The following is a 26123-nucleotide window of genomic DNA, read 5'->3' as shown; positions in this document are numbered from 1 at the left end:
GCGGCACGCCGGTACAAGAATGGAAAATCGGCCCTGCCGACAGGCATCGGCAGGGTGAAGATCGCCGGCGGGCCTCCGGGCCGTGAACCGAATTCGACCCGGAGAACCAACCAGTCCGGAGATGCTCAGGAGTTCAGAATCTTGCGGGCGGACTCGTCATTGACATCGGAGACATGGGGGATCCCGGTCTCTCGCGCCGTTTCCCGGTTGCCGGAGAAGATATCGTTGCGGGTGACCTGGTTCAGGGAGAATTTTCTGCACCCGGCCATGAGCTGCTGTACCCCGCAGGCCAGTTTATCGGCCAGGGTGTAGAAGCCGATGGCGCCATAGGGGATGTTCTTCATCTCGTCCTTGCCGACCATCTTCTCGACATCGTGGTAGCCGGCGAAGATTTCATCGGCGGTCTTGCCCTGCTCGAGCACGGTCTTGGGCAGTTCGTTCCAGTTGCCGTTGACATGCTCCCTTCTTTCCGGATAGATGGCGCCTTCGATATTGGCCCCCAGAAATCCCGGAATCATGATGCCGCGTCCCATGCAGACCAGCTTGGTGTAGGGGGCGCCCAGGGCCAGGGCCTTGAAGATATGGTCTTCGAGGGCGAAACCGCCGGCAAAGGACATATCCACCACCTGCCTGCCCTTGGCGGCAAGCATATTGGCGTATTCATGGGCCTTGGAATGGAGGATGATCGACGGCACGCCCCAGCTCTGCATCATGTTCCAGGGGCTCATCCCGGTACCGCCGCCCGAGCCGTCGATGGTGAGCAGGTCGAGCTCGGCATCGGTGGAGAACTTGATGGCCATGGCCAGTTCTTCCATGCCGTAGGAGCCGGTCTTCAGGGTCACCCGATTAAAGCCGAGTCGGCGCAGGTACTCGACGCTGCTCATGAAATCTTCCCTGACCTTGTCGACCGAATTGAGCTGGGTTGCCCCCAGCCGGCTGTGCCGGGCAAAGGACTTGATCGCCCCCTGCTCGAAACCTTTCTGCACCTCCGGGATGGTGGGATCGGGATCGACCACATAGCCGCGCTCCTTGAGGAACATGGCGTACTCGATGCTCCGCACCTGGATCTCGCCGCCGATGTTCTTGGCACCCTGGCCCCATTTCAGTTCGATAATGCATTTGTCGCCGTATTTGTCGGCCACGTACTCGGCAACGCCGTTGCGGGTGTCCTCGACGTTGAGCTGGACGATGATGGCGCCATAGCCGTCATGGTAGCGCATATAGGTCTCGATCCGGCGGTCAAGCTCCGGCGCCGATTTGATCTTGCCCTTCTTCTCCAATCCGGGGTTGATCTCCGACTTGCGGTCGACGCCGACGACATTTTCACCGATGACCACCGGAATGCCGACCAACGCACCGCCGATGGCGAAGGAATCCCAGTACTTTTCGGCAATGAAGGTCGAACCCAGGGCACCGGTCATCAGCGGCATGCGGATCTTGGTCTTGACCTTTTTGCCGAACTCGGTTTCCAGGCTGACGTTGGGGAAGATGCAGTCATCCTGGCTGTTGGTAAGTCCATCCGTCATGCCCTGGGCCCCATAGGCATACCCCTGGATCCGCAGGGAATTATAGGAAACGCCGACATGCGTGGTATTGTTGGCGCCGGCGGTCACCAGGCCGAAACTGCGCGGGTAGAGCAGCTTGCGACCGACCATGCTGGACAGCCAGGTCTCACATTTTCCCTTGCAATCAGCCCGGCAGAGGGTGCACAGGCTCGATTCGGCGGCATCGCCGCGATTCATGGTGCCAAGTACGTCATTACTCTTTGAAAATCTCATGCTCGTCATCCTTGTGTTGAAATGAATGGATTTACGTCTGTACCGCTGCCTTGATACCCCGGCAGCGACTTTGGCCCGAGACTTTACGTCACGCAGTTACCAGCAGGAGCTGTATATTCATGACGGAATACCAGAATGCTCTACAAAAAAGATAGAAAACTACAATAATGTCATGCCGGAAAAAACATTAGCTGACTCCACCATGGAAATCAATCGATTTATATTGTCATCGGATAAAGGCTAAAAACAGATGAACTACCGTAACTCAGCCATTTAAGGGAATTCCGGAGAGGAATGGAGAACGCGTCCGCCGAAGCCGGTGCGGGCCCTGCCCATCGGACGATGATACCAGCGGGGGTGACTCCGGAAGAAAGTCCGCCCTTCTCCCGGAGCCGGAATTGTCGGCAGAATGGGTGACGGATGAGGTAAACAAAAGGAGGAGCCGTTCAGGAGTGAGCCGACGAAATATCTGCGGACTCTGTCGCCACAGACAAACGCCATGTGATCAACGCATGGCAGAGGGCGGGAGGTTGATATGGCGTATCATGTGGTTCCTTTTCTCTCAATCCGGGATCCCGGCAGCAGGCTAGACAGTCGGCTTCGGGGAGATCATGCGCCCCCCGTGCGGATCGAGCCGCTTCGCTGCGCCCTCCATGGTTGCGAGTTCACTGCCGGTCTTCGCTGAAAACATCCGCTTGAGACCGTATCCCAGCAGCATACCGAGCGGCAGGATGATCTGCAGCGCGACAGGTACAAACCAGAACAGTACGATAATGCTGTCGATGTGCGTCATGGCGTCACCTCCCGGCAATTGGAACACGGCCTGTCGGAATCTACATGCCACCGATCCGGATGAACCGGTCTCCATCCGTTCAATCCGTCCCCCGCGGTATCTTCGATGTCGGGGAAATACCGCTTCCTCGGCAGGCAGCAGGAGCATATTTCCGGCTATACCAACGCGGAAGTCCTCGAACGGGGAATCGACCTTTTTCTCCATTCCGTTCATCCGAGTGAAATCGACATCCTCCTGCAGCAAGTCTATCCCGACATGACCGCCTTTGTCGCCGCGCAGATTGACGACAACGTCAAGAAAGGGCTCCTCTTCCAGTACAATTGCCGCTACAGAAGAAAGGACGGGACCTATGTCAACCTCCTCAACAATATGCATATCCTGGAATTGGACGACAAGGGGCGGGCCTCGCTGGTGCTCGGCAATGCCATCATGCTGCAGAACGGGGGTGATCTGCCCCTGCGGATGAAAATCAAGCAGTTTCAGTTCAAGGAACTGGCGGAAACGGTAATCAGCCGGGTCCATACCCCCCTGCCGGAACACAAGCACCTGACGGCAAGGGAAATCGAGATCCTGCGCTATCTCGCCCATGGCTACACCGGCAGAGAGATCGCCCAGAAACTCTGCATCAGCCGGTTGACGATCGACACCCACCGCCGCCATCTCCTCCGAAAACTGCAGTGCAACAACGTGGTCGAAATGACCCGGATCGCCTTCCAGAACGCCCTGCTCTGAGCAGCCCGGGCGCCGCGGCATGGCCCCCGCCGAACCGAGGCCCATCCCCCGATCGGGGGAAAGACGCCGGTCCCCCTCCCTGTCCATGGCTAAAACCCGCTGGATATGGTAGATTTTCGATTTTGCCGCTCCCAACCCAACCCATTGCCGATACTGGACCTACATGACTGCATCGACCGGAAGAGTAAAGCGGAGGTGGATTGTCCTCTCGCTCATTATCGTGATTGTCGCCGCGATATCGCTGTTGCTGACCCCCCAGGTCCTGCGGCTGGACCGCATGGTCAGGGATCGACTGGAGGGCCGGATCTGGGCCCTGCCGGCCGAGGTCTTTGCCCGGCCTCTCGAACTCTACCCCGGCCTGGAACTCAGGCCGCAGGCGCTCGAGGACGAACTCGAACTGGCCGGCTACCGCCGGGAGGACCAGCCGGCGGCACCGGGGGCCTATGCCCGCCGCGACGACGGTTTCGAGATCGTCACCCGGGATTTTCCCTATCCCTCGGGCCTCGAACCATCGGCGCATTTCACCCTCACGCTGGCCAGCGACCGGGTCACCGCGATCACCCGCCACGGCACGGCGGAGCCCATTTCCCTGATCCGCGTCGATCCGGCCCGGATCGGCAGTTTCCATGCCCTGGAGCATGAGGACCGGCTGCTGCTCAGCCGGGCCCAGCTGCCGGAGCTGCTGATCAGGACCTTGCTCGCCGTCGAGGACCGGGATTTCTACAGTCATGGCGGCATCGCCCCGCGGTCCATCCTCAGGGCTCTGTTCGCCAACCTCCGGGCCGGGTCCACGGTGCAGGGCGGCAGCACCCTGACCCAGCAGCTGGCGAGGAATTTCTTTCTCACCCATGAACGGACCCTGGCGCGCAAGGCCAACGAGGCGATCATCGCCCTGCTCCTCGAACTGCACTACGACAAGGACACGATCCTCACCGCCTATGCCAACGAGATCTTTCTCGGCCAGGACGGCGGGCGGGCGATCCACGGCTTCGGGCGGGCCAGCCGCTTCTATTTCCGGCGGGATCTGGCCGATCTCAGCCCGGAACAGATCGCCCTGCTGATCGGCATGATCAAGGGACCGAGCACCTACGATCCCCGCCGCCATCCCGAAGAGAGCCTGCAACGCCGGGCGGTGGTCCTCGCCGTCATGCGCGATACGGGCCTCATCGACGAGCCCCTGTATCAACAGGCGATGGGCGAACCCCTCGATCATTCCACCCGGGCCATGAAGGGGGGGAGCCGCTATCATGCCTTCCTCGACCTGGTCCGGCGCGAGCTGCAGCGGGAGTACCGCGAGCAGGACCTCAACGGCAGGGGGATGAAGATCCTTACCACCCTCGATCCCCAGACCCAATGGCAGGTGGAGAATCAACTCGACCGGACCCTGGGCACCATTGAAAAGAAGGGCGGCACCCTGGAGGGGGCGGTGGTGATCACCGGCCGGGAAAACGGCGAGATCCTGGCCCTGGCCGGCAGCCGCAACGTCCGGATGGCGGGTTTCAACCGGGCGATCGACGCCCGCCGCCCCATCGGCTCGCTGATCAAGCCGGCCGTCTATCTGGCGGCCCTGGAACAGGGCTACACCCTGACCAGCCCGCTGCAGGACACCGCCATCAGCATCCCGTCGCCCGGCGGACAGACCTGGCGACCGCAGAACTACGATCGCCGCGAGCATGGGCAGGTGCCGTTGTATCAGGCCCTCGCCAATTCCTACAACCTCGCCACGGTCCGGCTGGGCATGGCGGTCGGGCTCGACAAGGTCATCGACTGTGCCAAGAGACTCGGGATGCAAGGCGACATCGCCCCCTATCCCTCGTTCCTGCTCGGCACCGCCGAGATGACGCCGCTCGAGGTCGGCCAGATGTACCAGACCTTCGCCACCGGCGGTTTCCATCAACCGCTGCGCTGCATCGACAGCGTCCTCGATACCGACAACGCCCTGCTGAAGAGGTACGGGATGGAGGTCGAGCAGCGTTTTGCCCCTGCCGGGGTGTTTCTCCTCAACACCGCCCTGCAGCATACCGTCAGTGAAGGGACGGGCCGGGCCTTGACCCGGTTCGTCCCGGCCGCGCATGCCGTCGCCGGCAAGACCGGCACCACCGACAACCTGCGCGACAGCTGGTTCGCCGGCTTCACCGGCGACAAACTGGCCGTCGTCTGGGTGGGCCGCGACGACAACCTGCCGGCCGGGGTGACCGGGGCCTCCGGGGCCCTGATCGTCTGGGGAAGTATCATCAAAGGCCTGCATCCCAGCCCGCTGGAACTGGTTGAACCGCCCGATATCCAATGGGCATGGATCGACAAACGCACGTTCGCGGCGACGAGCCGCCTCAATCCGGACGGGGTCGCCCTGCCGTTCGTGGCCGGCACCGCCCCCGAAGATGCCCCCGCCCTGCCCGGGATGGAGGCGATCGAACAGAAGACCAGGGGCCTGATGAACTCGGTCCGCAGCTGGTTCGAATAGCCATCCTCTCGGAGCGCCTATGACCGCAACCACCATCCGCCGCCCCTCCGCCAACCGGCTACTGCCGCTGGTCCCGTTCCTCCTGCTGTTGCTGCTGACGGTCATCCTCCACGGCTGTGCCGTGACCGTCCCGGCCCCCTCGCGCCCGAGCCGGCCGCAGCCGACTGAGATCCCGCCGCCGACCGCACCGGCGCCGGCGGAGGTGCCGGCGCCGGTCGAGCCGAGTCCGGGCGAAGTGGCCCGGCCGACCGGGCCGGCAGGCTCGCTCTACCTCGAGGCCGAGTCGGCACTGCGCTCGGGCAACCCAGGACGGGCCGAGATCCTCGTCGAACGGGCGTTGCGGATCGATCCAGGCAACGCCCGCTACTGGCATCTGCTCGGTCGGGCCAAGTTCGACCAAGGCGCCTATCCCCAGGCGATGCAGTTTTTCCGCAAGGCCGAAAGCCGGATCCGCGGCGACCGGGAACTGGCCCGCCGCAACCGGGAATACCTTGATGCCGCCGCGGCCAAGGCCGGCGGCCGGCAGTAGCGCCCCACCGGGCAGCGCTCGACGAACCGGATTCCGCACCTGCAGCAGGTCTGGTGGCGGAAGGACGGTCCGCAATCGGCCGCTGCCGCCACCACCACGGGAGGACCAACCATGTCCAGCAGTTTCGGCACCCTCTTTCGTATCAGCACCTTCGGCGAATCCCACTGCAAGGGCGTCGGAGTGGTCATTGACGGCTGCCCTGCAGGCCTGCCGCTCGGCGAGGAGGATATCCAGCCCCAGCTTGACCGCCGGCGCCCCGGCCAGAGCAGCCTGACCACCGACCGGGCCGAAGCCGACCGGGTGACGATCATCTCCGGTACCGAAAACGGCCGGACCCTCGGCACCCCGATCCTGCTCGAGGTCGCCAACCGCGACCAGCGCCCCGGCGATTACGGCGCCATGGCGGACATCCCCAGGCCGTCGCACGCCGATTTTACCTACCAGATGAAGTACGGTGTCAGGGCCTCCTCCGGCGGCGGTCGCTCCAGCGCCCGCGAGACCATCGGCTCGGTCGCCGCCGGCGCCGTGGCCCGCATACTGCTGCGGCAGAAGCTGGGTCTCGATATCGTCGCCTGGGTCAGCAGCGTCGGCACCATCGATGCCTCAGGCGTCGATCCCGCGGCGCTGACGGAGGCAGAGGTCGACCGCAGCCCCATCCGCTGCCCCGACCCCGGCGCCGCCGAGCGGATGCGCCGCCTGGTTGCCGACCTGAAGCAGGCCGGCGACTCCGTCGGCGGCATCGTGTCCTGCGTCATTCGCAACGTCCCGCCGGGGCTTGGCGAACCGACCTACGACAAGCTCGAGGCCAGGCTGGCCCAGGCGATGCTGGCCATTCCGGCCACCAAGGGGTTTGAAATCGGCGCCGGCTTCGCCGCCGCCAGGATGCGCGGTTCCCAGCATAACGACCCGTTCGTCAACAAGGGCGGCCGCCTCGGCACCGTCACCAATACCTCCGGCGGCATCCAGGGAGGGATCTCCAATGGCGAGCCGATCCTGTTCCGGGTGGCCTTCAAACCCCCGGCGACCATCGCCCTGCCGCAGCAAACGGTCGACTTTGCCGGCAATCCCGTGATCCTGGCCGCCGAGGGGCGACATGACCCCTGCGTCGTGCCGCGGGCGGTGCCGATCGTCGAGGCAATGGCGGCCCTGGTGATGATCGATATGGCCCTGCGGCAGGAATACCGCAAGACCTGGCAATGGAGCGGGGAACAGGGAGTATGAATCGGGGGACGGGTGTCGCCGGGAACGGGGGGAAGCACTCTAGGCCAGATCGACCTTCATCAGCATCAGGTCCTGACCGTCATCCCGGATGATGGTCACTTCCATTCCCTCCGTCCTCGGGTCCTGACGGCTCAGGATGTCGACCCCGAAGAGGAAGGATTCCTCGACAACACCGGCATTGCTGCCGATAAGGATCTCAGCCCGGGTGACCTTGTCCGCCTGGTGTTTCCTGGCGAGGTCGAGCAATTGCCGATGCAGGCCCTGGGCCAGCGAAAACTCGTGCACGCGTATTCTCCGTGACGTCGGAGGGAAGATCGATCCGGCTTCAGCCGTGCAGCAGTTGCGCCGCAGGTCGGCCGTGTTCCAGGGTGTAGTTGTAATACGAGGCGCAGATGCCTTCGACCGACAGCATACACGGACCGATCGGATGCTCGATGGTGCAGGCCTTGCCGAAGTCGGGACAGTCAGGCGGCAGGCCAAGACCGGACATGATCATGCCGCAGATACACTGGCAGTGGATTTCCTCGTCCGGCAGGCGGACGTTGAAGCGCTTGGTGGCGTCATAGAGCGACAGCTCGTCACGAATCACGAACCCGCTCTCCTCGATGATCCCGAGCCCTCGCCAGATGGTGTCGACGGCGAAAAACACCTCGGCGACCATCTTCTTGGCCTTGCGGTATTCCTCGGAAGAATAGACCACGGCCGAGAGGTTGTCGACCTGGGTTATCCCCCTCTTGATCTGTTTGACCATGTTGAGCAGGCAGCGCAGGATGTCCTCCTGCTCGAACCCGGCGATGCAGCAGGCCAGACGGTGTTTCTGGGCCAGGGTGGTGTAGGCCTCGGTATCGGAGAGGGAGTTGATGTGGTCGGAACAGAGCAGGCCGTCGATGTTGAGGTGGGGGTCGGCCAGCAATGAATCCAGGGTCGGCGGCAGCAGGCGGATGGAGGGGATGACGCAGAAGTTGTCGATCCCGCGGGAGGCGGCATCGAGGATGACCTCGGCAATGCCCGGCGCCGTCGCCTCGAAACCGACCGCCGGATAGACGATGATCTTGTCCGGGTTGGCCTCGGCGATCGCCAGGCTCTCCCCCGGGGTCGAGATGACCTCGACCAGAGCACCCTTGTCCCGGATCGAGGCCAGCGATTCCCGGGTCCCTCTGACCTGCAGCAGGTCTTCACAGGTCGTCGTAATGACATCCGGTTGCTTGGCGATCTTGACGAAGGCATCGATATGCCCGGAGGGCATGACGCAGACGGTGCAACCGGGCCCGGCGACGAGTTCGAGGTCGTGCGGCAGCCGCTCCCTCAGGTCATAGCGCAGGATTGCGCGATTTTGGGTACCGCAGACCACCATTACCCTGATCGGTCTGTCGACGATGTGCTGCAGTTCCAGTAAGAGTTCCTGGGATGACGGCATGATCACATTCCTGTTCCGGGCTGTCAGAGACTGATAAAAAAAGACGGGACCACAAGTGGTCCCATCCATGTCTAACACCTTCGGCCCATTCCTTCAACTCCCAATGCAGTGAAAGGCCGGTATCGGTCAACGTGGAATCAGGACTCTTCAGCCTGCTCCTTCATTACCGCATAGCTCTTGCTGTCGGTGATTTTCTCACTGTTCAGCCTGTCGATCTCTTCCTTGGTCAGATGAAACTTGCCGCAGGCCGGGCAGGTGGCGTCGAATTCATCGCCGACCGCCCGCGCCTTCAGTTCATCGATGGTCATATGACCGATATACCCGCACACGCCGCTTGGGTTCTCGGCTCGAACCTGATATCTTTTCTCTGTTTGTTCCGTCATTTCAGTCTCCTCGCGCTATATCAATATATCCCCGAGAGATGCCTGATGGGTATACACTATAAACTTTCTGTACAGAATATACAAACCATCATCGAAGGTGTCGTGAAAGTCGTGGCCGAAAAAACTCCGGCCCCTTCCCTTCAGCCCACCCCCCGGCCGTCGGTTTCGATACCGGCAGCCGGGATCGGGCCTTCATCTTTTAACTGACGATCCTGTCGATCTCCTCTCCCTTCGAATCGATGATGCTCACTGCCACAGGTACACCGCCATCCAGGCGGTGCGTAGCGCAGGACATTCAGGGGTCGTAGGCGCGCACCGCCATCTCGACCTGATTGAGCAGGCCCTGGTTGTAGACGCCCCCCTTGATCAGGGAGGTCGCCGCCTGTTTGACGCTCATGTTCATCGGGGCGATGTTGTGGGTGGTGCCGACGATCAGGTTGGCGCTCTTGATGCAGCCGTTGTCATCGGTGGTGTAGTCATGGATCAGGGTGCCGCGCGGGGCCTCGACGATGCCGACGCCGCGCCCGGCCTTCGGCTCGACCTTGGCCCTGACATTGGGATCGGTGATCCCTTCCCATTGAAGCAGCTCGATGGTCCGCTCGCAGGCATAGACCAGCTCGATCAGACGGGCATAGTGATACAGCAGGGTGGCCTGGGCCGGGCGACCGAAGGCGGCGCGGAACTCCTCCAGGGCGGCCTGGGCCTTCGGGGTGCTCATCTGTTCGCAGACGTTGATCCGCGCCAGGGTGTTGGCCCGATAGATGCCCTTGGGATTCTCGTAGTTCAGGTCGAACCCTTCACCCCAGGATTTGGCGTACGGCATCTTGGCATAGGCCCAGGGCTCGACGTGTTCGCCGAGGTAATCGGCGTAATCGACCCCCTCGAAGTCGACGTAGCTGCCGTCGGCCTTCATCAGCCGCTGCTTGCCGTCATAGATCCGGAACGAGCCGTCGGCCCGGTCGACGGTGCCGAGGAACCCGGTCTTGATCACCCCGAGGGTGCCGATCGTGTCCATGTACTTGGCGAAGACGTTGGTCTTGGCGAAGTCGAGGGCATAGCAGGCGAAATCGAGCAGGGTCCGGGTCCCTTCGAGCAGTTCCTGTCGTTCCGCCTCGACCATCGGCTTGGCGAAGCCGCCGACGACGCCGGCGATCGGGTGGATCGCCTTGCCGGCAAACTTGTCGAGCATCATCTGGCCGAGCTGTCGCATCTTGACGACCTTGGTCGCCAGTTCCGGCGCCGCCTTGACCACGCCGATGACGTTGCGGACGGCATAGTCGGCGTCCGGGCCGAGGACGAAGTCCGGGGCGGCGAGGAAGAAGAAGTGCAGGATCTTGTCGTTGATGTGGGCCATGACCTGGCACATCTCCCGCAGCTTGTGGCCGGTCGGGGTCGGGGTGACGCCGAAGGCGCCGTCGACCGCCTTGTTGGAGGCGAGATGGTGCATCCACGGACAGATGCCGCAGATCCGGTTGACGATGCGGGGGACCTCTTCCGCCGGCCGGCCCTCGATGAATTTTTCAAACCCGCGCAGGGACTGGATGTGCAGAAATGCATCTTCCACGTTGCCGGCATCGTCGAGATGGATGGCAATCTTGGCGTGTCCTTCTATGCGGGAAACTGGTGCTATGTTGAGTACAGTTCCCATATCAGCTTTCCTCCTCTTCTACCCGTTTTTTGACCGGTTTGAGCATCCCATGGGCGCCGGAGAAGCGCAGGATGGAGCGGCGATCGACCACGGAATTGAAATCGATACCATTGCTGGCCAGAGCATTCATCATGTCAAGCAGCTGGTTGCCGTCCTTACGGACCGGACCGAAACAGCCGCGGCAGGGGACGCGGGCGCTGATGCAGCTCGGCGCCCCCAGTTTGGCACAGCCGGCGGCGGTTACCGGCCCCATGCACATATAGCCCTGCTCGAGCAGGCAGCGCATCTCGCTGATCGGCTCGCCCGGGGTGAATTCGGCGTTGGTGATGAAGCGCTTGACCTTGGTGACGGCGCCCTTGCCCTCCCGTTTGGTCGGGCAGGTATCGCAGACGCTCTTGCCCGGCAGCACCGGCGGCCGGCCCTCGAGCAGGGAAACGATCACCTCGGCGATCAGGGCCGGATTCGGCGGGCAGCCGGGAAGCTGCATGTCGATCTTGACCTTCTCATCGCAGGCATACACCCTGTCAAGCGGTGCCGGCACCTCAACGGTCGGCACGGTCGCCCCCGGATCGGTGGTCAGGGTCTGATAGATGCCTTCCCAACTCGTCTTGCGGTCCTGGCCGTTCATCAGCGCCGGGATGCCGCCATGGGTGGCACAGGTGCCGAGGGCGATCAGGACCTTGCACTTTTTCCGCATCTCTTCCAGCACTTCCAGGTGCTCATGATTTGATACGCCGCCGGTGACGATACCGACCGTCGCCTCGGGGATCTCCAGAGTCACCCCTTCACCGCACTGACCGAAGTACTTATGGTCCATCAGGACCGGGGCATGGACGATATCGAGGGCCTCGGTGATGATCGGCACCAGGGCCTCGCCGATGTTCAGGATCGCGATCTCGCAACCGGAACAGGAGCCCAGCCATTCCAAAGCAGTAGGTACACCCATAGCAACCTCCTTTATGCCGAGACGGCGGCATCTTGATTGTTAATGGGGCCCAACTGCTTGATACGGTTTGTCATATCGGTGACTGCCTTGACAAATTTATCAGGCTCGGCGGAGGATACCCAGGTTATCTCGAAACGACCACTTTCATAGCCGAAATCTTCCAGCAGTTCGGTGATCATATCGGAACGGCGCATTGCTTTATAATTACCATCCAGGTAATGGCATTCACCGAGGTGTCAGCCAAGGACCATGACGCCGTCGGCCCCCTGGCCCAAGGCATCCATGACGTGTTCGGGATGGACCATCCCCGAGCACATCACCCGGATAATCCGCACGTTGTGCGGATACTGCATCCTGGCGGTTCCGGCCAGATCGGCGGCGGCGTAGGAGCACCAGTTGCAGCAGAATGCAATGATTTTCGGCTCAAAACTCATTTGTTCCACTCCTTGTATACATGAAAGTTCATTTCTCAGTTGTTCGACATGGGAATCAGACCGCAAGGGCCGCCTGAATCTGGCTGCTGATCTGCTTCATGGTAAATCCGGCGATATAGACGCCGCGCTTCGGGCAGGTACCCTGACACAGACCGCATCCCTTGCACTGGGCCTTGTTGACACTGATGATCCGTTTGCCCTCGCCGCCCTCAACGCCGGCCTCGATGGTCGTCAGGGTGATGGCGTTGTAGGGGCAGACATCGATGCACAGGGCGCAGCCGTCACAGTAATCGGGATCGACGGTGGCCTTCACCGCATCGAGCGATACCTGCGATTTCGACAGCAGGGTGGCGGCCCGGGCCGAGGCCGCCAGCGCCTGGGCGACCGACTCCTCTATCGGTTTGGGATAATGGGCGATGCCCGCCACGAACATGCCGTCGGTCGAGAAATCAACCGGCCGGAGCTTGGCATGGGCCTCCTGAAAGAAACCGTCGCCATCGACCGGGATCTTGTACAGCTTGGCGAGGTCGGCGGCATCGGCCTTCGGCCGGATCGCCGAGGCGAGAATCACCATATCGGCCTTGATCTTCAGCGGACGGTGCAGGACATGGTCCCAGACCTCGACATTGACATGGTTGCCGTCTTCGGTGACCAGCGGCTTGCCGTGCAATTCGTAGTTGATGAAGATGACCCCCATCTTCCGCGCCTGGCGGTACAGGGCCTCGCGCTGGGCATAGGTCCGCATGTCGCGGTACAGGATGTAGACGTTGCGGGACGGGTCCTCCTTCTTCAGCCCGATGGCCGACTGCACCGAGTGGGTGCAGCAGACCTTGGAGCAGTACATGTGCCCGGACTCGCGCGAGCCGACACACTGGATGTAGACGAAGTTCTTGCTCGACTTGATATGTTTCTCTTTCAGTTCATGGAGCTTGTCGAATTCGATCGAGGTCACCACCCGCTTGATCTCGTTGTAGCCATACTCCGTCGGCGAATAGATATTGCCGCCGGTGGCGATGATGCCGACGCCGTGCTCGATGACGGTGGAGATGCCGCTCGTCGAGGTGATGGTCGACCTGAAGTTGCCGACGAAACCATCGACCGCGGTGACTTCAGACCCCTTATGGATGGTGATTTTGTCGTTCCACACGACCTTGTCGATGAGTTTGGCGACCCGGGTCGGAATATGTTCGCCGGACCAGGTATGCTTCAGGTACAGGGCGTTGCCGCCGAGGGTCTCGGTCCGTTCGACGAGGTTGACCTCAAAGCCCTGCTCGGCCAGGTTCAGGGCCGCGGTCATGCCGGCGACCCCGCCGCCGACCACCAGGGCGGTCCGGGTGATCGGCACCGCGATCGGTTGCAGCGAGGTGCCATAGGTGACCTTGGCGGCCGCCATCCGCACCAGGTCCTTGGCCTTGGCCGTGGCATGGCTCGGGTCCTTGCTGTGGACCCAGGAGTTGTGATTCCTGATATTGGCCATCTCCACCAGGTACTCGTTCAGGCCTGCCGCCTTGAGGGTCTCGCGGAACAGGGGCTCATGGGTCCGCGGGGTGCAGGCGGCGATGACGATGCGGTTGAGGTTCTGCTCCTGGATCCGCTTGGTGATCTGCTCCTGGGTATCCTGCGAACAGGAGAACAGGTTGCGCTCGACGTAGACGACGTTGGGCAGGGTCGCGGCGTAGTCCTCGACCGCCTCGACATCCACCACCCCGGCGATGTTCGAGCCGCAGTGGCAGACGAAGACCCCGATTCGCGGATCTTCGGCGCTGATATCCTTTTCCTCGGGAAAGGTCGCCTCGGAGGTCAGCTCGTGCCGCGCCGGGGAGAGCAGGTCGGCCACCGCCGCCGCAGCGGCGGAACCCTCGACCACCGACTGGGGTATATCCTTGGGGCCGGCGAAGGCGCCGCAGGTGAAGATACCGGCCTGGGAGGTCTGGACCGGGGCAAAATCGGAGGTGGCGGCGAATTTGTCGGCCGTCAGCTGAATACCGGTGGTCTCGGCCAGATCGAGGACGTGCTTCGGCGTCTGCAGCCCGACCGAGAGGACGACCATGTCGTAATACTCCTCGACCTGGCGCCCCTTCTCGTTGATGTAATGGATGCGCAGGTCGCCGTTGGGGCCCTGCGGCTCGACGCCGTTGACGCGGCAGCGGACGAAACGGACATTGGACTCGTCCCTGGCCCGCTCGAGGTACTTGTCGAAATCCTTGCCGTGGGTCCGCATATCCATATAGAAGATCGTCGTCGCCAGCCCCGGGACGTGGTCCTTGGCGATGACCGCCTCCTTGATGGCGTACATGCAGCAGACCGACGAGCAGTAGCCGTTGCCGCAGAGGTTCTCGTCGCGGGAACCGATGCACTGGAGGAAGGCGACCTTGGTGACCGGCTTGCCGTCGGAGGGGCGGACCAGATGGCCTTCGGTCGGCCCGGAGGCCGACAGATAGCGCTCGAGCTGGAGGGCGGTGATGACGTTCGGCATCGTGCCGTAGCCCCAGACCTGGGCCGGTTTCGGATCATAGGCCTCAAAGCCGGGGGCGAGAATGACGGCGCCGACGTTGATCTGATGGGTCTTCTCGGTATCGTCGAAATTGATCGCCCCGGCATCGCAGACCTTCTCGCAGAAGCCGCAGGCCCCAGGTTTCTGCAGCCGGATGCAGCTGGCCGGATCGATCTGGTACTTCAACGGCACCGCCTGGGCGTACTTGACATAGATCGCCTTGCGCTTGCCGGTGCCGGCGTCGTATTCGCTGTCCACCTTCTTCGGACATTTCTCGGCACAGGCACCGCAGGCGATGCACTTGTCCATGTCCACATAACGTGGAGATTCTTTGACTGTTACGGTAAAGTCCCCGGCGCATCCGGCAATCCCGGTTACTTCGCTCAGGGTCATCAACTTGATATTTAAGTGCCGACCGCACTCAACCAGTTTTGGCGCGATGATTCACATCGAGCAGTCATTGGTCGGAAAGGTCTTATCGAGCTGGGCCATGGCCCCGCCGATCGCCCCTGATTTTTCGACCAGGTAAACGTAATATCCGGAGTCAGCGAGATCCAGGGCCGCCTGCATCCCCGTGACGCCACCTCCCACAATCATTACCGAGCCAACTTTTTTCGTGTCCAGCATGACAGGTGCTCCTCTTGATTATAATAGTGCATACCCCGAATTGCCGAGAATCCCTGGGTATTTCATTGTGTTCGAGCCCTTGCCGGCAAGCAGCGGGAACCGCGGGTCGTTGATTTCCGCTTCCGTTACTGCTTGTTCGGCATGATCAGCGAATCCGCGACCAGCTCCCAGATGTACTTGACCTCGATACCGAGATCGTACTCCTTGTTCAGCGACTTCATGATCTGGTCACGGCAGTTGTGACACGGGGCGATGACCAGGTGGGCGCCCGATTCGGAGATCTGGCGGGCCTTGATCCGGCCGTAGAAGACCCGTTCGGCGCTGTACGGCATCGCCCAGGCGCCGCCGCCGGCGCCGCAGCAGTAGGCCTCCATCCGGTTTGGATACATCTCGCGCAGATCGGGGCAACAGGCCCGGGAGATCTCCCGGCCTTCCTCGAAAAACGCCTGACCGAAGGCCTTGACGGATTTGCGGCCATAGTTGCAGGGATCATGAAAAACGGCAGGCATGGTATGGATGGTATTATCCAGTTGGATCTTCCCGTCCTTGATATATTCCATCAACAGTTCGAAAACCGAGACGATCTTGAACTCGTTGAAGACTTCCGGAAACCATCGATTCAACCCGGACCGGGTTGCAAAGTAGGCGTGGCCTCATTCGGGGAGGAGGAGAACCTTGCAGTTCAGCCTCCGCATGTTGTCGACAATCCGACCGACGATGATTTTCATCGCCGCATCGTCGCCGGAGAACAGGCCCCAGTTGACCCCTTCCCAGTTCTCCGAGGCGATGGTCCAGGACTCGCCGGCGGCATGGAAGATCTTCCACCAGAATTTCATGTCGTCCGGCTCGGCGTAGGGCTCCTTGGAGTTGACGGTGACCAGCACCCTGGCGCCGTGGACATCGATCGGGGTGACAAAGCCGGGGCAGCTGTCGGCGGCCAGTTCCTCACCCAGTTCCTGGCAGAGGAAGACGAAGTCGTCTTTCGGAATACCGAGGTTGTTGCCGCGCTCGAGGCACATCGCCACCCCCTTGTGGATCGGCCCGGGCACCTTGTCGCGGTCGCGCAGACCACGGAGCTTGCGCATCAGGGCGACGATCTGGATGTTGGCCGGGCAGGAAACCTCGCATTTGCCGCACATCGTGCACTTCCACGGCCACTGGCTGTCAACCAGTTCCCGGTCCATGCCGAGGACCGCCATGCGGACGACCTTCCGGGGATCGAGACCGTCGACACCGGCAATCGGACAGGCGCTGGCGCAGGTGCCGCAGGTCAGACAGGCATCGGCCCAACTCGGGTCGATGGCGATCTCGCTGTGATGCCCATCCAGTTCCATCGGTGCGATCTGCTGCTCGGCCCTGGCCTCCATCGTCTTGACAGTGGCGAGATCAATATAGCTGTCCGGCCGGATATGCGGTTCGCGGCCGAACTTCTGACACAGGGACTGGTAATCGTCGAACTTCATAAGATACTTGCGCCCCGGCCCTTCCTTGGCAGGAAGAGTCCCGGCGGCGATCCAGTTTCGTATGGTGTTCCGATGCACACCAAACTCCTCTGCCATTTCGCTGACTCTAAATTCGTACATCATGCAGGATCACCTCATTGAACTTATTCAGAAAGAATTTGTAACACCTTCTCACACGCTACAGGAATGGCAGCCGACATCGCCGGCGAGAGTCCCGGGGTGATTTCTTCGGGAATGCTTTCGACCTGGGCAGCCAGGATAAAGACGCGCACACCGGTATGCTGTTCCAGTTCGACCAGCAGGTTGACGGTGGGAAACTGATGGAGGGAAAAATCGTGAATTTTCTTCGGAGGAATTGCCGAGGTGTCCATGAGAAAGACATCGCCCGGCTGCCGGTCGGGAAAATCGACCGCATCGAGGACGATGATCCGGTCAGGCCGGCCCTCTGCCGTCAGGATATAATCAAAAAGATACTCGCGGATGCCGGTGCCGGCGTCGATCGCCTCCACTCCCGGCGGCAATTGATATTGGGAGTTGAGGGCGTCAATCACTGCCGGACCGTAGCCGTCGTCACCCATGACGACGTTGCCGCAACCAAAGATCACAGTCGAGATATTTTGTTGTGCCATTGTGCAAACAGTGCCTCTTGTTAATTTTAAAGCGACGTTACCATTGCTCCATACCAATATCAAGCGAAATTATCAGTATTGATCCGAACCATATATTTTACTGATATCGAGGTCGTTTGTTTCCCGGAAAGAGCGAATAAGCAGCTGAACCTGCAACAGAAAGGTGAAGACATGACCGCAACCGACGGTGTCCGGCAGAACTTCCACCCGCCGCCAGCCGCCCGCTACCTGATGGAATAACCACCAAATAATTCAATCAGTTACATTTTAGTCCGATTATTTAGACGGTATTTTCGATAGATCCGGAAAAACCGGCTCCGGGAGGGGAGAGAAGAGAAACGGCGGCATGACACATCGGTGCGATAGGCACCGGCTTCTACCCGAGCGGGCACATGACCACGAAGGAGACGATGCAGGGACGACGCGACCGGCGACAGGGCCGGTTCGCCCTGCCGTCGCTCGGCCTCAGCGATAGCCGGAGGGGTTGGCGATCTGCCAGCGCCAGGTGTCCTCGCACATCTGCCTGACATCCCGTTCGGCTTGCCACCCCAGTTCTCTCGCCGCCCTGGCCGGATCGGCGTAGCAGACGGCGACATCTCCGGCCCGGCGGGGGGCGATGCGGTAGGGGATCTTCCTGCCGCTGGCCTGCTCGAAGGTGGCGATCATTTCGAGCACGCTGCAGCCACGGCCGGTGCCGAGATTGTAGACGACGACGCCGGGCCGCCGCCGGAGCCGGAGCAGGGCCTTTTCATGTCCGAGGGCGAGATCGACCACATGGATGTAATCACGAACCCCGGTGCCGTCCGCAGTGGGATAGTCGTCGCCGAACACCGACAGGCACTCCCGCCGCCCCACCGCCACCTGGGCGATATAGGGCACCAGATTGTTGGGGATGCCGAGCGGGTCCTCGCCGATCCGCCCGCTTCCATGGGCCCCGACCGGATTGAAATAGCGGAGGAGGATCACGTTCCAGCGGGGGTCGGCGACGTGGAGATCGCGCAGGATCTCCTCGGTCATCAACTTGGTCCGGCCGTAGGGGTTGGTGCAGGAGAGGGGAAAGTCCTCGGTGATCGGCACCGTGGCCGGATCGCCGTAAACGGTCGCCGACGAGCTGAAGACGATGTCCCTGACCCCGTGGGCGGCCATGACCTCGCACAGCGCCACGGTGGCGCCGAGGTTGTTGCTGTAATAGCGCAGCGGCTGGTCGACCGATTCGCCGACCGCCTTCAGCCCGGCGAAGTGGATGACCGCGTCGAACCGCGTCGGGGTCGCGCGGAAGATGGCATCCACCGCTCCCCGGTCGCAGAGATCGGCCCGGTGGAAAACCAGGTCCCGGCCGCTCAGCTCCACGACCCGACGCAGTGATTCCTCGTTGGAGTTGCAGAGATTGTCGATCACCGTAACCTGATACCCTGCCTGCAGCAATGCAAGACAGGTATGGCTGCCGATGTACCCCGCCCCTCCGGTCACCAAGATATGCATGTTTCCCCCACCGGTTTCTGCGTGATCGATCCCTGCCGCCGACGTGGATGCCGGATCAGATCCTCATAGTTCACTTCAATCACAGGAAGGCCATCATAGCCGGATCCCCGCCGGCGGGCAACAGGAAAGCCGGACAGCTCAGTGCCGGCCCATGTTTAGGCCGGGCCATGTCAAAATAGTTTAGCCAGGGTCGGCGAATGAGGTATATAATTCAATCGATGGCCACTTTGCCGGAATTTACCTACCCTATATTGGAGAGGAATATGCCGCGGCCCGGCAGGATCCTCGAACCACCAGAATAACAGCGACATGCAGGACGCCCAGCGCATACTCGAACTTCGCCGGCTGCTCAACGAGCACAGCCACCGCTATCACACCCTCGACGCGCCGATCATCTCGGATGCGGAATACGACCGGCTGTTCCGGGAACTGCTCGAACTCGAGTCCCGCCATCCGGACCTGGTCACCGAGGACTCGCCGAGCCGGCGGATCGGCGGCGTCCCCTCAGACAGCTTCACCCAGGTCCGGCACCGTATTCCGATGCTCAGCCTGGAGAACGCCTTCACCGCTGCCGATATCCTCGCCTTCGAGGAACGGCTGCTGCGCTTCCTCAACCTGAGCGAGGCGCCGGCCTATGTCATCGAACCCAAGCTCGACGGCCTCGCCGTCGAGCTGGTGTATCAGGACGGCCTGCTGACCCGGGGCTCGACCCGCGGCGATGGCCAGACCGGCGAGGATATCACCGACCAGATCCGCACCGTCAAGTCGATCCCGCTGCGCCTGCATCGCCCGATCAACGGCATGCTCGAGGTCCGGGGCGAGGTCTACATGGAAAACGACGGCCTGGCGCAACTGAACGAACAGCAGCTGCAGGCCGGCCGCCCCCCCTTCGCCAACCCGCGCAACGCCGCCGCCGGCTCCCTGCGCCAGCTCGACCCGGCGATCACCGCCAGGCGGCCGCTCAAGTTCTTCACCTACGGGGTTGCGACCCCGCAAAACACCGGCTGCAGCGGCCAGTACGACCTCCTCGACTACCTCGCCGACCTGGGCCTGCCGGTCAACCGCCTCACCCGCCGCTGCCCGACGATCGCCGAGGTCATCGCCGGTTTCGCCGAATTCGCCGCCCTCCGTCACAGCCTGCCGTATGAGATCGACGGGATGGTGATCAAGGTCGACTCCTTCCAGCTCCAGGAACGGCTCGGCAGCAAGGTCCGGGCCCCGCGCTGGGCCATCGCCTGCAAGTTTGCGCCCAAGCAGGAGACCACCCGCCTGGTCGACGTCGAATTCCAGGTGGGACGGACCGGGGCGATCACCCCGGTCGCCATCCTTGAACCGGTCAACGTCGGCGGGGTCACGGTCAGCCGGGCCACCCTCCACAACCAGGACGAACTGACCCGCAAGGACCTGCGGATCGGCGATACCGTCCTGATCCAGCGGGCCGGCGACGTCATCCCCGAGATCGTCATGGCGATCACCGAACAACGCGATGGCTCGGAAGCACCCGTCGTCATGCCCACCCTCTGCCCGGCATGCGGCCAGCCCCTGACCCGGCCGGCGGGCGAAGCGGTGACCCGCTGCCAGAACCTTCACTGCACCGCCCAGCGGCTGCAGGCATTGATCCACTTCGCCTCGAAGGCCGGCCTCGATATCGAGGGACTCGGCAAGAAAAATGTCGAACAGCTCCTCGACCGGGGGCTGATCAACGACATTCCCGACATCTACACCCTCGATCAGGGTTCGCTGGAAAACCTCGACGGCTGGGGAGCCAGGTCGGCGGAAAACCTGATCGCCGCGATCAGGGCCAAGACCCGGCCGCCGCTCGGTCGTTTCCTCGCCGCCCTCGGCATCCGCTATATCGGCGAGATCAGCGCCGCGGTCCTGGAGGCCCACTTCCCCTCGCTGGCCCGATTGCGCGAGGCGAGCCGGGAACAGCTTCTCGAGATCGAGGGCATCGGCGAGCAGGCGGCCGCGAGCATCATCGACTTCTTCGACAGCCGGCGCGGCCGGGAGCTGCTGCAGCGCCTCGAGGCCATCGGCGTCGAGCCGGTGCCGGCGGTCGTCGACACCTCCAGCCAACCGCTGGCCGGCCATGTCATCCTGTTCACCGGCAGTCTCCAATCGATGTCTCGGGATGAGGCGAAGAAGCTGGTCAAGGAGCATGGCGGCCAGATCGCGACAGCGGTGACTCAGAAGACCACCCACATCGTTGCCGGCGACAAACCCGGTTCGAAAATCAAAAAGGCGGAAGAGCTTGGCAAACAGATCCTGAGCGAGCAACAGTTTCTGTCCCTGATCGGATCCAGATAGATCCATCCCCCGAGGTTCGTCTCAGGGCGGGAAATAGAGCTGGGCTCGGCACTTCCCTGGAGGAGACAGTGAAAAGTTCTGCGACCCGATGGCAGTACTGGAAGAACGTTCTTTTCCCCTTCCTCCACTGGCGGCACCTGATCACCCCCCGGACCCTCAAGGCCGATATCCAGGCCGGCCTGATCGGCGCGGTCATCGCCCTCCCCCAGGGCGTGGCCTTCGCCGCCATTGCCGGCATGCCGCCGCAATACGGCCTCTATGCCGGGATGGTGCCGGCGATCGTCGCCGCCCTGTTCGGGTCGTCCTGGCACCTGGTCTCGGGCCCCACCACCGCCGCCTCGATCGTCATGTTCTCGGTCCTCAGCGAGCATGCCGCGCCGGGCAGCCCCCATTACATCGAGCTGGCGCTGACCCTGACGATCATGGTCGGCCTGATCCAGCTGAGCATGGGCCTGGTCCGTTTCGGCGCCATCGTCAACTTCATCTCCCACTCCGTCGTCGTCGGGTTCACCGCCGGGGCGGCGATCCTCATCATCGTCAGTCAGCTGAAGCACTTTCTCGGCCTCCAGCTGCCCCGCACCACCGATCTGCCGCACACGCTCGGAGCTGTGGTCAGTCATCTCAACGAGCTCAATCCCGCCACCCTGGCGACGGGATGCGCCACCATCGCCGCCGGCCTCCTTGCCAAACGTTTCGCCCCCCGATGGCCCTACATCATCATCTCCATGCTCTGCGGCTGCGCCACCGGGCTGTTGATCCAGCGGATCGCCGGGGCGGAAACGGCCAACATCGCCTTTGCCGAGGCCCTGCCGGCATCGCTGCCGCCGCTCTCGGCGCCGGTGATCACCCTGGAGAACATCCGCCTCCTCGCCCCCGCCGCCCTGGCAACGACCCTCTTCGCCCTGACCGAGGCGGTCTCGATCGCCCGCTCGCTGGCCGACAAGACCGGCCAGGATCTCGACGGCAACCAGGAGTTCATCGGCCAGGGGCTGTCCAATATCGTCGGCAGCTTCTTCTCCGGCTACGTCGCCACCGGCTCCTTCAATCGCTCAGGCCTCAACTTCCAGGCCGGGGCCAAAACGCCGCTCTCGGCGATCATTGCCGGATTGGCGCTGATCGTCATCGTCATCCTCGTCGCCCCGCTGACGGCCTACCTCCCCCTCTCGGTGATGGCCGGCATCCTGCTGCTCGTCGCCTGGGGCCTGATCGATGTCGTCCATATCCGCAAGATCCTGCAGGCCAGCACCTATGAAAGTCTGATCCTCATTTCGACCTTCATCGCCACCCTCTTTCTCGAACTCGAATTCGCGATCTTCCTCGGTGTCATGCTGTCGCTGGTCCTCTACCTCAACCGGACATCCCACCCCCACATCCGTATCCGGGTGCCGGACCCGCGGCTGCCGACCCGCCCGTTCACCACCGACACCCGCCTGCCGGAATGCCCGCAGTTCAAGATCGTGCGGATCGACGGCTCCCTCTATTTCGGGGCGATCAGCCATGTCCGCCAGGTCCTGCAGGCGATGCTGCGGGAAAATCCCGGCCAGATCCACATGCTGATCGTCGCCAGCGGCATGAACCTGATCGACATGACCGGCGCCGAACTACTGCTCGACCTCGACCGGACCCTCCACGCCAAGGGCGGCCACCTCTACCTCTACAACGTCAAGGAAGGGGTCTGCGATCACTTCAAGTTTGTCGAATATCTCCTTGAAATCGGAGCGGAGAACATCTATGAATCAAAGGCCGAGGCCATTGCCGGGATTTTCGACGCCCTCGACCGCGATATCTGCATGCGCTGCCGGGCCAGGATCTTTCTCGAATGCACAAACGTCCCCTATATTGCCGACGAACCGGTGGTTATCGATCCGGGACCATTGTCGTCGTGAGTTGCGGCAGGGATCACCCCCGGACAACGAACAACGGAGACGCGATGAAAACGATTGATTTACGCAGCGATACGGTAACCAGGCCGACCCCGGCGATGCGCCGGGCGATGGCCGCCGCCGAGGTCGGCGACGACGTCTACGGCGACGACCCGACCGTCAACCGGCTCGAGGCGACCGCCGCCGAGCGGCTCGGGTTCGAGGCCGCCCTCTTCACCTGCAGCGGCACCCAGGCCAATCTCGTCAGCATCATGACCCACTGCGCCAGGGGCGAGGAATATATCGTCGGCCAGCAGGCCCATACCTATAAATATGAAGGCGGCGGCGCCGCCGTGCTGGGCAGCATCCAGCCGCAGCCGCTGGACTTCGAGGCCGACGGGACGCTCGATCTCGAGCGGGTGGCCAGGGCGATCAAACCCGCTGACTTCCATTTCGCCCGGACCCGGCTGCTGTGTCTGGAAAATACCCAGGGAGGCAAGGTCCTGCCCCTCGATTATCTGAAAAGGGCCGGGGAATTTGCCAGGGCGAGGAAACTGCGACTGCACCTCGACGGCGCCCGCATCTTCAATGCGGCGGTACAACTGGGGATGGATGTGCGGGAACTGACGGCACCCTTCGATTCGGTGTCGGTCTGTCTGTCAAAAGGGCTTGGGGCCCCCGTCGGATCGATGGTCTGCGGCGGCAGGGAGTTTATCGGGGAGGCGAGGCGATGGCGCAAGGTCTGCGGCGGCGGCATGCGGCAGGCCGGCATCCTGGCGGCGGCTGGGCTGTACGCCCTCGACCACCATGTCGACCGACTGGCCGATGACCATCACAACGCCGGCCTTCTGGCCAGGGGACTGCGGAAGTTTGCTGCGATACGGGTGGATCCGGCCACGGTGCAGACCAACATGGTCTTTGTCGGCATCGAGGTCGATCTCTGTCGGAAACTGGCTGGCCACCTGCAGGCCGAGGGAATTCTCATCAGCCCCGGCAACCCGCTCCGGCTGGTGACCCATCTCGATATCAACCGTCGCGATATCGGCCGTGTACTCAAGGCCGCCGCCACGTTCTTCCACCGCCAGGCCTGAACAGGTCCGGTCCGTCGCCAGAGTGACGAAGGCCTCGAGTCAGGATTTTTCCCATCAATGCGCACATCCCCCCTCAAGGGGGATATGCGCAGGGATGTGTTATTTCACTTTCTTGACGTTTGCTGCAGCCGGTCCTTTCGCCCCGGAAACAATGTCAAAGGTCACCCGATTACCTTCCTCAAGCGACTTGAACCCGTCTCCCTGGATTGCCGAATGGTGGACGAAAACGTCGTTGCCGCCATCCTGAGCGATAAAACCAAAGCCTTTTGCATCATTAAACCACTTCACTGTTCCTTCAGCCATTGTACTGCTCCCTTGTACTCGGTCACTCGGTGACCTCTTTGTTCTCAAACCGGCCGATCTGCGATCTTCCGGCAAGCCGCCCGGAACGCCCGGACAGCCATTTCTCCCAGCGATTACAGGCCGAAATCAAACGATCTCGCCCGTCCCCGCCTGGTCTTTCCCCGCGTATCGCCACCGCCCACCGGGGCGATCGGGGATGCTTTTTTCACTGCCTCGACCGCAACCGCCGGTTGTCGGGTCGGACGTGCAACCTTTTTGATGGACACCGCGGTGCCAAGCGTCTTCTGGATCTGCCTCACCAGTTGGGTATCGTCACCGGTGGCGAAGGTAAACGCATCGCCGACGCAGGTGGCCCGACCGGTCCGGCCGGTGCGGTGGGTGTAGGCCTCGAAGGTATCCGGCATATCGAAATTGATCACATGGGACAGCCCGGACACATCGATGCCCCTGGCGGCGATGTCGGTGGCGACCATGATGGTGAAGGTCCCCCGCTTGAAGCCTTCCAGGGCCTGCTGTCGCTTCGGCTGCGACATGTTCCCCTGCAGGGCGGTGGCCTTGAAACCGGCCTTGTCGAGGGCCTGGGCCAGGCTCCGGGCCTTATGCTTGGTCCTGGTGAAGACCAGGGCGTTACGGATCTCGGGCCGGCTGAGGATTTCCTGCAACAGGGCGGACTTGCCGGTCTGCTCGACCTGAAAGATCGAGTGGCTGACCGTATCGATCGGCCGCTGGTGATCAATCTGCACCGTTACGGCGTCGGCGAGGATATCCTCGACCAGATGGCGCACCTCGTGCGGCATGGTGGCCGAAAAGACCAGAGTCTGCCGTTGCTGCGGCACCTGCTTGATGATCCGGCGGATATCCGGTAGAAACCCCTTGTCGAACATGTGATCGGCCTCATCGAGTACCAGCATCTCGACATGGCGCAGATCGACGGCCTTGTCCTGCAGGTGGTCGAGGAGTCGGCCGGGACAGGCGACAATGATCTCCACGCCCTCCCGCAACTTCCGTGCCTGCACGGATTTGCTCACCCCACCGTAGATGACGGCGCTGCGGATCTTGGTCCCTGCCGCCATCTGGGCGAAATACTCGTGGGTCTGCTCAGCCAATTCGCGGGTCGGGGCGATGACCAGGGCCCGGACTCCGTTCTTACGATGCTCGAGGCAACGCTGCAGGATCGGCAGGACAAAGGCTGCCGTCTTACCGGTACCGGTCTGGGCCAGGCCCAGGACGTCGCGTCCGGCAAGAACGGGGGGAATAGCCTGCTGTTGAATCGGGGTTGGACTGGAATAGCCGCAGGTCTTGATGGCGGCGGTGATGTGGGGGTGAAACTGAAATACTGAAAAACTCATTCAAACTCCTGGCACCCTTTCGTGGTGCTGTATATATGCTTTTCCCGCTTCCATCCCGAATGGAAGGAAAAGGGACGCCATCTCATTCTCAAAAATTGAAAAAGAAAAATGTTTTCAGCACAATCGATCATCAACGGGGAAGCGGGACATCCGTTCTGCATTGCAATCCGT

At 62.1% G+C, this 26123-nt stretch carries 22 protein-coding genes; 8 read left to right on the top strand and 14 right to left on the bottom strand.

All coding sequences use genetic code 11. From position 1 onward, the window contains the following. Positions 1–125 precede the first annotated feature (125 nt). Complete coding sequence (locus tag ACWGKN_RS03885) at positions 126–1778, bottom strand: glutamate synthase-related protein (protein ID WP_035228539.1); 1653 nt, start codon at positions 1776–1778, stop codon at positions 126–128. Positions 1779–1803: 25 nt separating this feature from the next. Between ACWGKN_RS03885 and ACWGKN_RS03880 the strand changes: the two genes are divergently transcribed. Then, positions 1804–2022 (top strand): hypothetical protein, encoded by a 219-nt coding sequence (locus ACWGKN_RS03880; RefSeq protein WP_424253930.1) that lies wholly within the window; start codon positions 1804–1806, stop codon positions 2020–2022. Positions 2023–2364: 342 nt separating this feature from the next. Here ACWGKN_RS03880 and ACWGKN_RS03875 read toward each other — a convergent pair whose 3' ends face one another. Then, positions 2365–2571, bottom strand: coding sequence for a hypothetical protein (locus ACWGKN_RS03875; protein WP_035228541.1), 207 nt, complete (start codon positions 2569–2571; stop codon positions 2365–2367). 105 nt (positions 2572–2676) lie between these two features. Here ACWGKN_RS03875 and ACWGKN_RS03870 point away from each other — a divergent pair, with 105 nt between their 5' ends. The 4 genes from ACWGKN_RS03870 (at position 2677) to aroC (ending at position 7517) form a co-directional block, all read left to right on the top strand. Continuing rightward, positions 2677–3303: a LuxR C-terminal-related transcriptional regulator gene (locus ACWGKN_RS03870; protein WP_424253932.1), complete on the top strand. Its 627-nt coding sequence runs from the start codon at positions 2677–2679 to the stop codon at positions 3301–3303. A 163-nt stretch (positions 3304–3466) separates the two neighbouring features. Then, positions 3467–5767 carry a penicillin-binding protein 1B gene (gene mrcB / locus ACWGKN_RS03865; RefSeq protein WP_035228545.1) on the top strand — a complete coding sequence of 767 codons (2301 nt, stop codon included), beginning with the start codon at positions 3467–3469 and terminating at the stop codon, positions 5765–5767. Positions 5768–5786: 19 nt separating this feature from the next. After that, positions 5787–6296, top strand: a complete 510-nt coding sequence (locus tag ACWGKN_RS03860; RefSeq protein ID WP_035228548.1) for a tetratricopeptide repeat protein — start codon at positions 5787–5789, stop codon at positions 6294–6296. Positions 6297–6407: 111 nt separating this feature from the next. After that, positions 6408–7517: a chorismate synthase gene (gene aroC, locus ACWGKN_RS03855; protein ID WP_035228549.1), complete on the top strand. Its 1110-nt coding sequence runs from the start codon at positions 6408–6410 to the stop codon at positions 7515–7517. A gap of 39 nt (positions 7518–7556) precedes the next feature. On the opposite strand, the gene ACWGKN_RS03850 is transcribed toward aroC, so the two are convergent. The 10 genes from ACWGKN_RS03850 to galE form a co-directional block, all read right to left on the bottom strand. Continuing rightward, on the bottom strand, positions 7557–7802 hold the full coding sequence (locus ACWGKN_RS03850; protein ID WP_035228550.1) for a hydrogenase maturation nickel metallochaperone HypA: 246 nt from the start codon (positions 7800–7802) through the stop codon (positions 7557–7559). Positions 7803–7842: 40 nt separating this feature from the next. Beyond that, positions 7843–8934: a hydrogenase formation protein HypD gene (gene hypD, locus ACWGKN_RS03845; protein ID WP_052159843.1), complete on the bottom strand. Its 1092-nt coding sequence runs from the start codon at positions 8932–8934 to the stop codon at positions 7843–7845. Positions 8935–9071: 137 nt separating this feature from the next. Beyond that, a complete protein-coding gene (locus tag ACWGKN_RS03840; RefSeq protein WP_035228552.1) occupies positions 9072–9317 on the bottom strand; it encodes a hypothetical protein in 246 nt (81 codons plus the stop codon). Between the two features lie 295 nt (positions 9318–9612). Continuing rightward, entirely contained in the window at positions 9613–10965 is a 1353-nt protein-coding gene (locus ACWGKN_RS03835) for a Ni/Fe hydrogenase subunit alpha (protein WP_035228555.1), read from the bottom strand. 1 nt (position 10966) lies between these two features. Next, complete coding sequence (locus ACWGKN_RS03830; RefSeq protein WP_035228557.1) at positions 10967–11911, bottom strand: NADH-quinone oxidoreductase subunit B family protein; 945 nt, start codon at positions 11909–11911, stop codon at positions 10967–10969. Positions 11912–11922: 11 nt separating this feature from the next. Continuing rightward, positions 11923–12345: a hydrogenase iron-sulfur subunit gene (locus ACWGKN_RS03825; RefSeq protein ID WP_424254602.1), complete on the bottom strand. Its 423-nt coding sequence runs from the start codon at positions 12343–12345 to the stop codon at positions 11923–11925. A gap of 55 nt (positions 12346–12400) precedes the next feature. Continuing rightward, a complete protein-coding gene (locus ACWGKN_RS03820; protein ID WP_452094711.1) occupies positions 12401–15466 on the bottom strand; it encodes an FAD-dependent oxidoreductase in 3066 nt (1021 codons plus the stop codon). A 125-nt stretch (positions 15467–15591) separates the two neighbouring features. Further along, on the bottom strand, positions 15592–17049 hold the full coding sequence (locus ACWGKN_RS03815; RefSeq protein WP_424254609.1) for a 4Fe-4S dicluster domain-containing protein: 1458 nt from the start codon (positions 17047–17049) through the stop codon (positions 15592–15594). A 23-nt stretch (positions 17050–17072) separates the two neighbouring features. Then, a complete protein-coding gene (locus tag ACWGKN_RS03810; protein WP_035232632.1) occupies positions 17073–17558 on the bottom strand; it encodes a hydrogenase maturation protease in 486 nt (161 codons plus the stop codon). A 465-nt stretch (positions 17559–18023) separates the two neighbouring features. Beyond that, positions 18024–19040, bottom strand: a complete 1017-nt coding sequence (gene galE / locus ACWGKN_RS03805) for a UDP-glucose 4-epimerase GalE (RefSeq protein WP_035232633.1) — start codon at positions 19038–19040, stop codon at positions 18024–18026. Positions 19041–19349: 309 nt separating this feature from the next. On the opposite strand from galE, the gene ligA reads away from it, so the two are divergent. The 3 genes from ligA (at position 19350) to ltaE (ending at position 24300) form a co-directional block, all read left to right on the top strand. Next, positions 19350–21347 carry an NAD-dependent DNA ligase LigA gene (ligA, locus tag ACWGKN_RS03800; RefSeq protein ID WP_452094710.1) on the top strand — a complete coding sequence of 666 codons (1998 nt, stop codon included), beginning with the start codon at positions 19350–19352 and terminating at the stop codon, positions 21345–21347. 68 nt (positions 21348–21415) lie between these two features. Then, positions 21416–23233 (top strand): sulfate permease, encoded by a 1818-nt coding sequence (locus ACWGKN_RS03795; protein WP_052160260.1) that lies wholly within the window; start codon positions 21416–21418, stop codon positions 23231–23233. A gap of 44 nt (positions 23234–23277) precedes the next feature. After that, positions 23278–24300, top strand: a complete 1023-nt coding sequence (gene ltaE, locus ACWGKN_RS03790) for a low-specificity L-threonine aldolase (RefSeq protein WP_035232635.1) — start codon at positions 23278–23280, stop codon at positions 24298–24300. Positions 24301–24399: 99 nt separating this feature from the next. Here ltaE and ACWGKN_RS03785 read toward each other — a convergent pair whose 3' ends face one another. Next, positions 24400–24603, bottom strand: a complete 204-nt coding sequence (locus ACWGKN_RS03785; RefSeq protein WP_035232636.1) for a cold-shock protein — start codon at positions 24601–24603, stop codon at positions 24400–24402. Between the two features lie 113 nt (positions 24604–24716). Next, on the bottom strand, positions 24717–25952 hold the full coding sequence (locus ACWGKN_RS03780; RefSeq protein ID WP_452094709.1) for a DEAD/DEAH box helicase: 1236 nt from the start codon (positions 25950–25952) through the stop codon (positions 24717–24719). Positions 25953–26123: the final 171 nt, after the last annotated feature.

This window comes from Desulfoprunum sp. (genome assembly GCF_053613775.1).
Note: the sequence above shows the minus strand (reverse complement) of the source record. Positions and strands in the feature narration are given on the sequence as shown.

Excerpts from the sequence above, each read along its gene's own strand:
- ACWGKN_RS03885 (WP_035228539.1), bottom strand. The coding sequence starts at position 1,778 with ATGAGATTTTCAAAGAGTAATGACGTACTTGGCACCATGAATCGCGGC.
- ACWGKN_RS03880 (WP_424253930.1), top strand. The coding sequence starts at position 1,804 with ATGGATTTACGTCTGTACCGCTGCCTTGATACCCCGGCAGCGACTTTG.
- ACWGKN_RS03875 (WP_035228541.1), bottom strand. The coding sequence starts at position 2,571 with ATGACGCACATCGACAGCATTATCGTACTGTTCTGGTTTGTACCTGTC.
- ACWGKN_RS03870 (WP_424253932.1), top strand. The coding sequence starts at position 2,677 with ATGTCGGGGAAATACCGCTTCCTCGGCAGGCAGCAGGAGCATATTTCC.
- mrcB (WP_035228545.1), top strand. The coding sequence starts at position 3,467 with ATGACTGCATCGACCGGAAGAGTAAAGCGGAGGTGGATTGTCCTCTCG.
- ACWGKN_RS03860 (WP_035228548.1), top strand. The coding sequence starts at position 5,787 with ATGACCGCAACCACCATCCGCCGCCCCTCCGCCAACCGGCTACTGCCG.
- aroC (WP_035228549.1), top strand. The coding sequence starts at position 6,408 with ATGTCCAGCAGTTTCGGCACCCTCTTTCGTATCAGCACCTTCGGCGAA.
- hypD (WP_052159843.1), bottom strand. The coding sequence starts at position 8,934 with ATGCCGTCATCCCAGGAACTCTTACTGGAACTGCAGCACATCGTCGAC.
- ACWGKN_RS03840 (WP_035228552.1), bottom strand. The coding sequence starts at position 9,317 with ATGACGGAACAAACAGAGAAAAGATATCAGGTTCGAGCCGAGAACCCA.
- ACWGKN_RS03835 (WP_035228555.1), bottom strand. The coding sequence starts at position 10,965 with ATGGGAACTGTACTCAACATAGCACCAGTTTCCCGCATAGAAGGACAC.
- ACWGKN_RS03830 (WP_035228557.1), bottom strand. The coding sequence starts at position 11,911 with ATGGGTGTACCTACTGCTTTGGAATGGCTGGGCTCCTGTTCCGGTTGC.
- ACWGKN_RS03810 (WP_035232632.1), bottom strand. The coding sequence starts at position 17,558 with ATGGCACAACAAAATATCTCGACTGTGATCTTTGGTTGCGGCAACGTC.
- galE (WP_035232633.1), bottom strand. The coding sequence starts at position 19,040 with ATGCATATCTTGGTGACCGGAGGGGCGGGGTACATCGGCAGCCATACC.
- ligA (WP_452094710.1), top strand. The coding sequence starts at position 19,350 with ATGCAGGACGCCCAGCGCATACTCGAACTTCGCCGGCTGCTCAACGAG.
- ltaE (WP_035232635.1), top strand. The coding sequence starts at position 23,278 with ATGAAAACGATTGATTTACGCAGCGATACGGTAACCAGGCCGACCCCG.
- ACWGKN_RS03785 (WP_035232636.1), bottom strand. The coding sequence starts at position 24,603 with ATGGCTGAAGGAACAGTGAAGTGGTTTAATGATGCAAAAGGCTTTGGT.
- ACWGKN_RS03780 (WP_452094709.1), bottom strand. The coding sequence starts at position 25,952 with ATGAGTTTTTCAGTATTTCAGTTTCACCCCCACATCACCGCCGCCATC.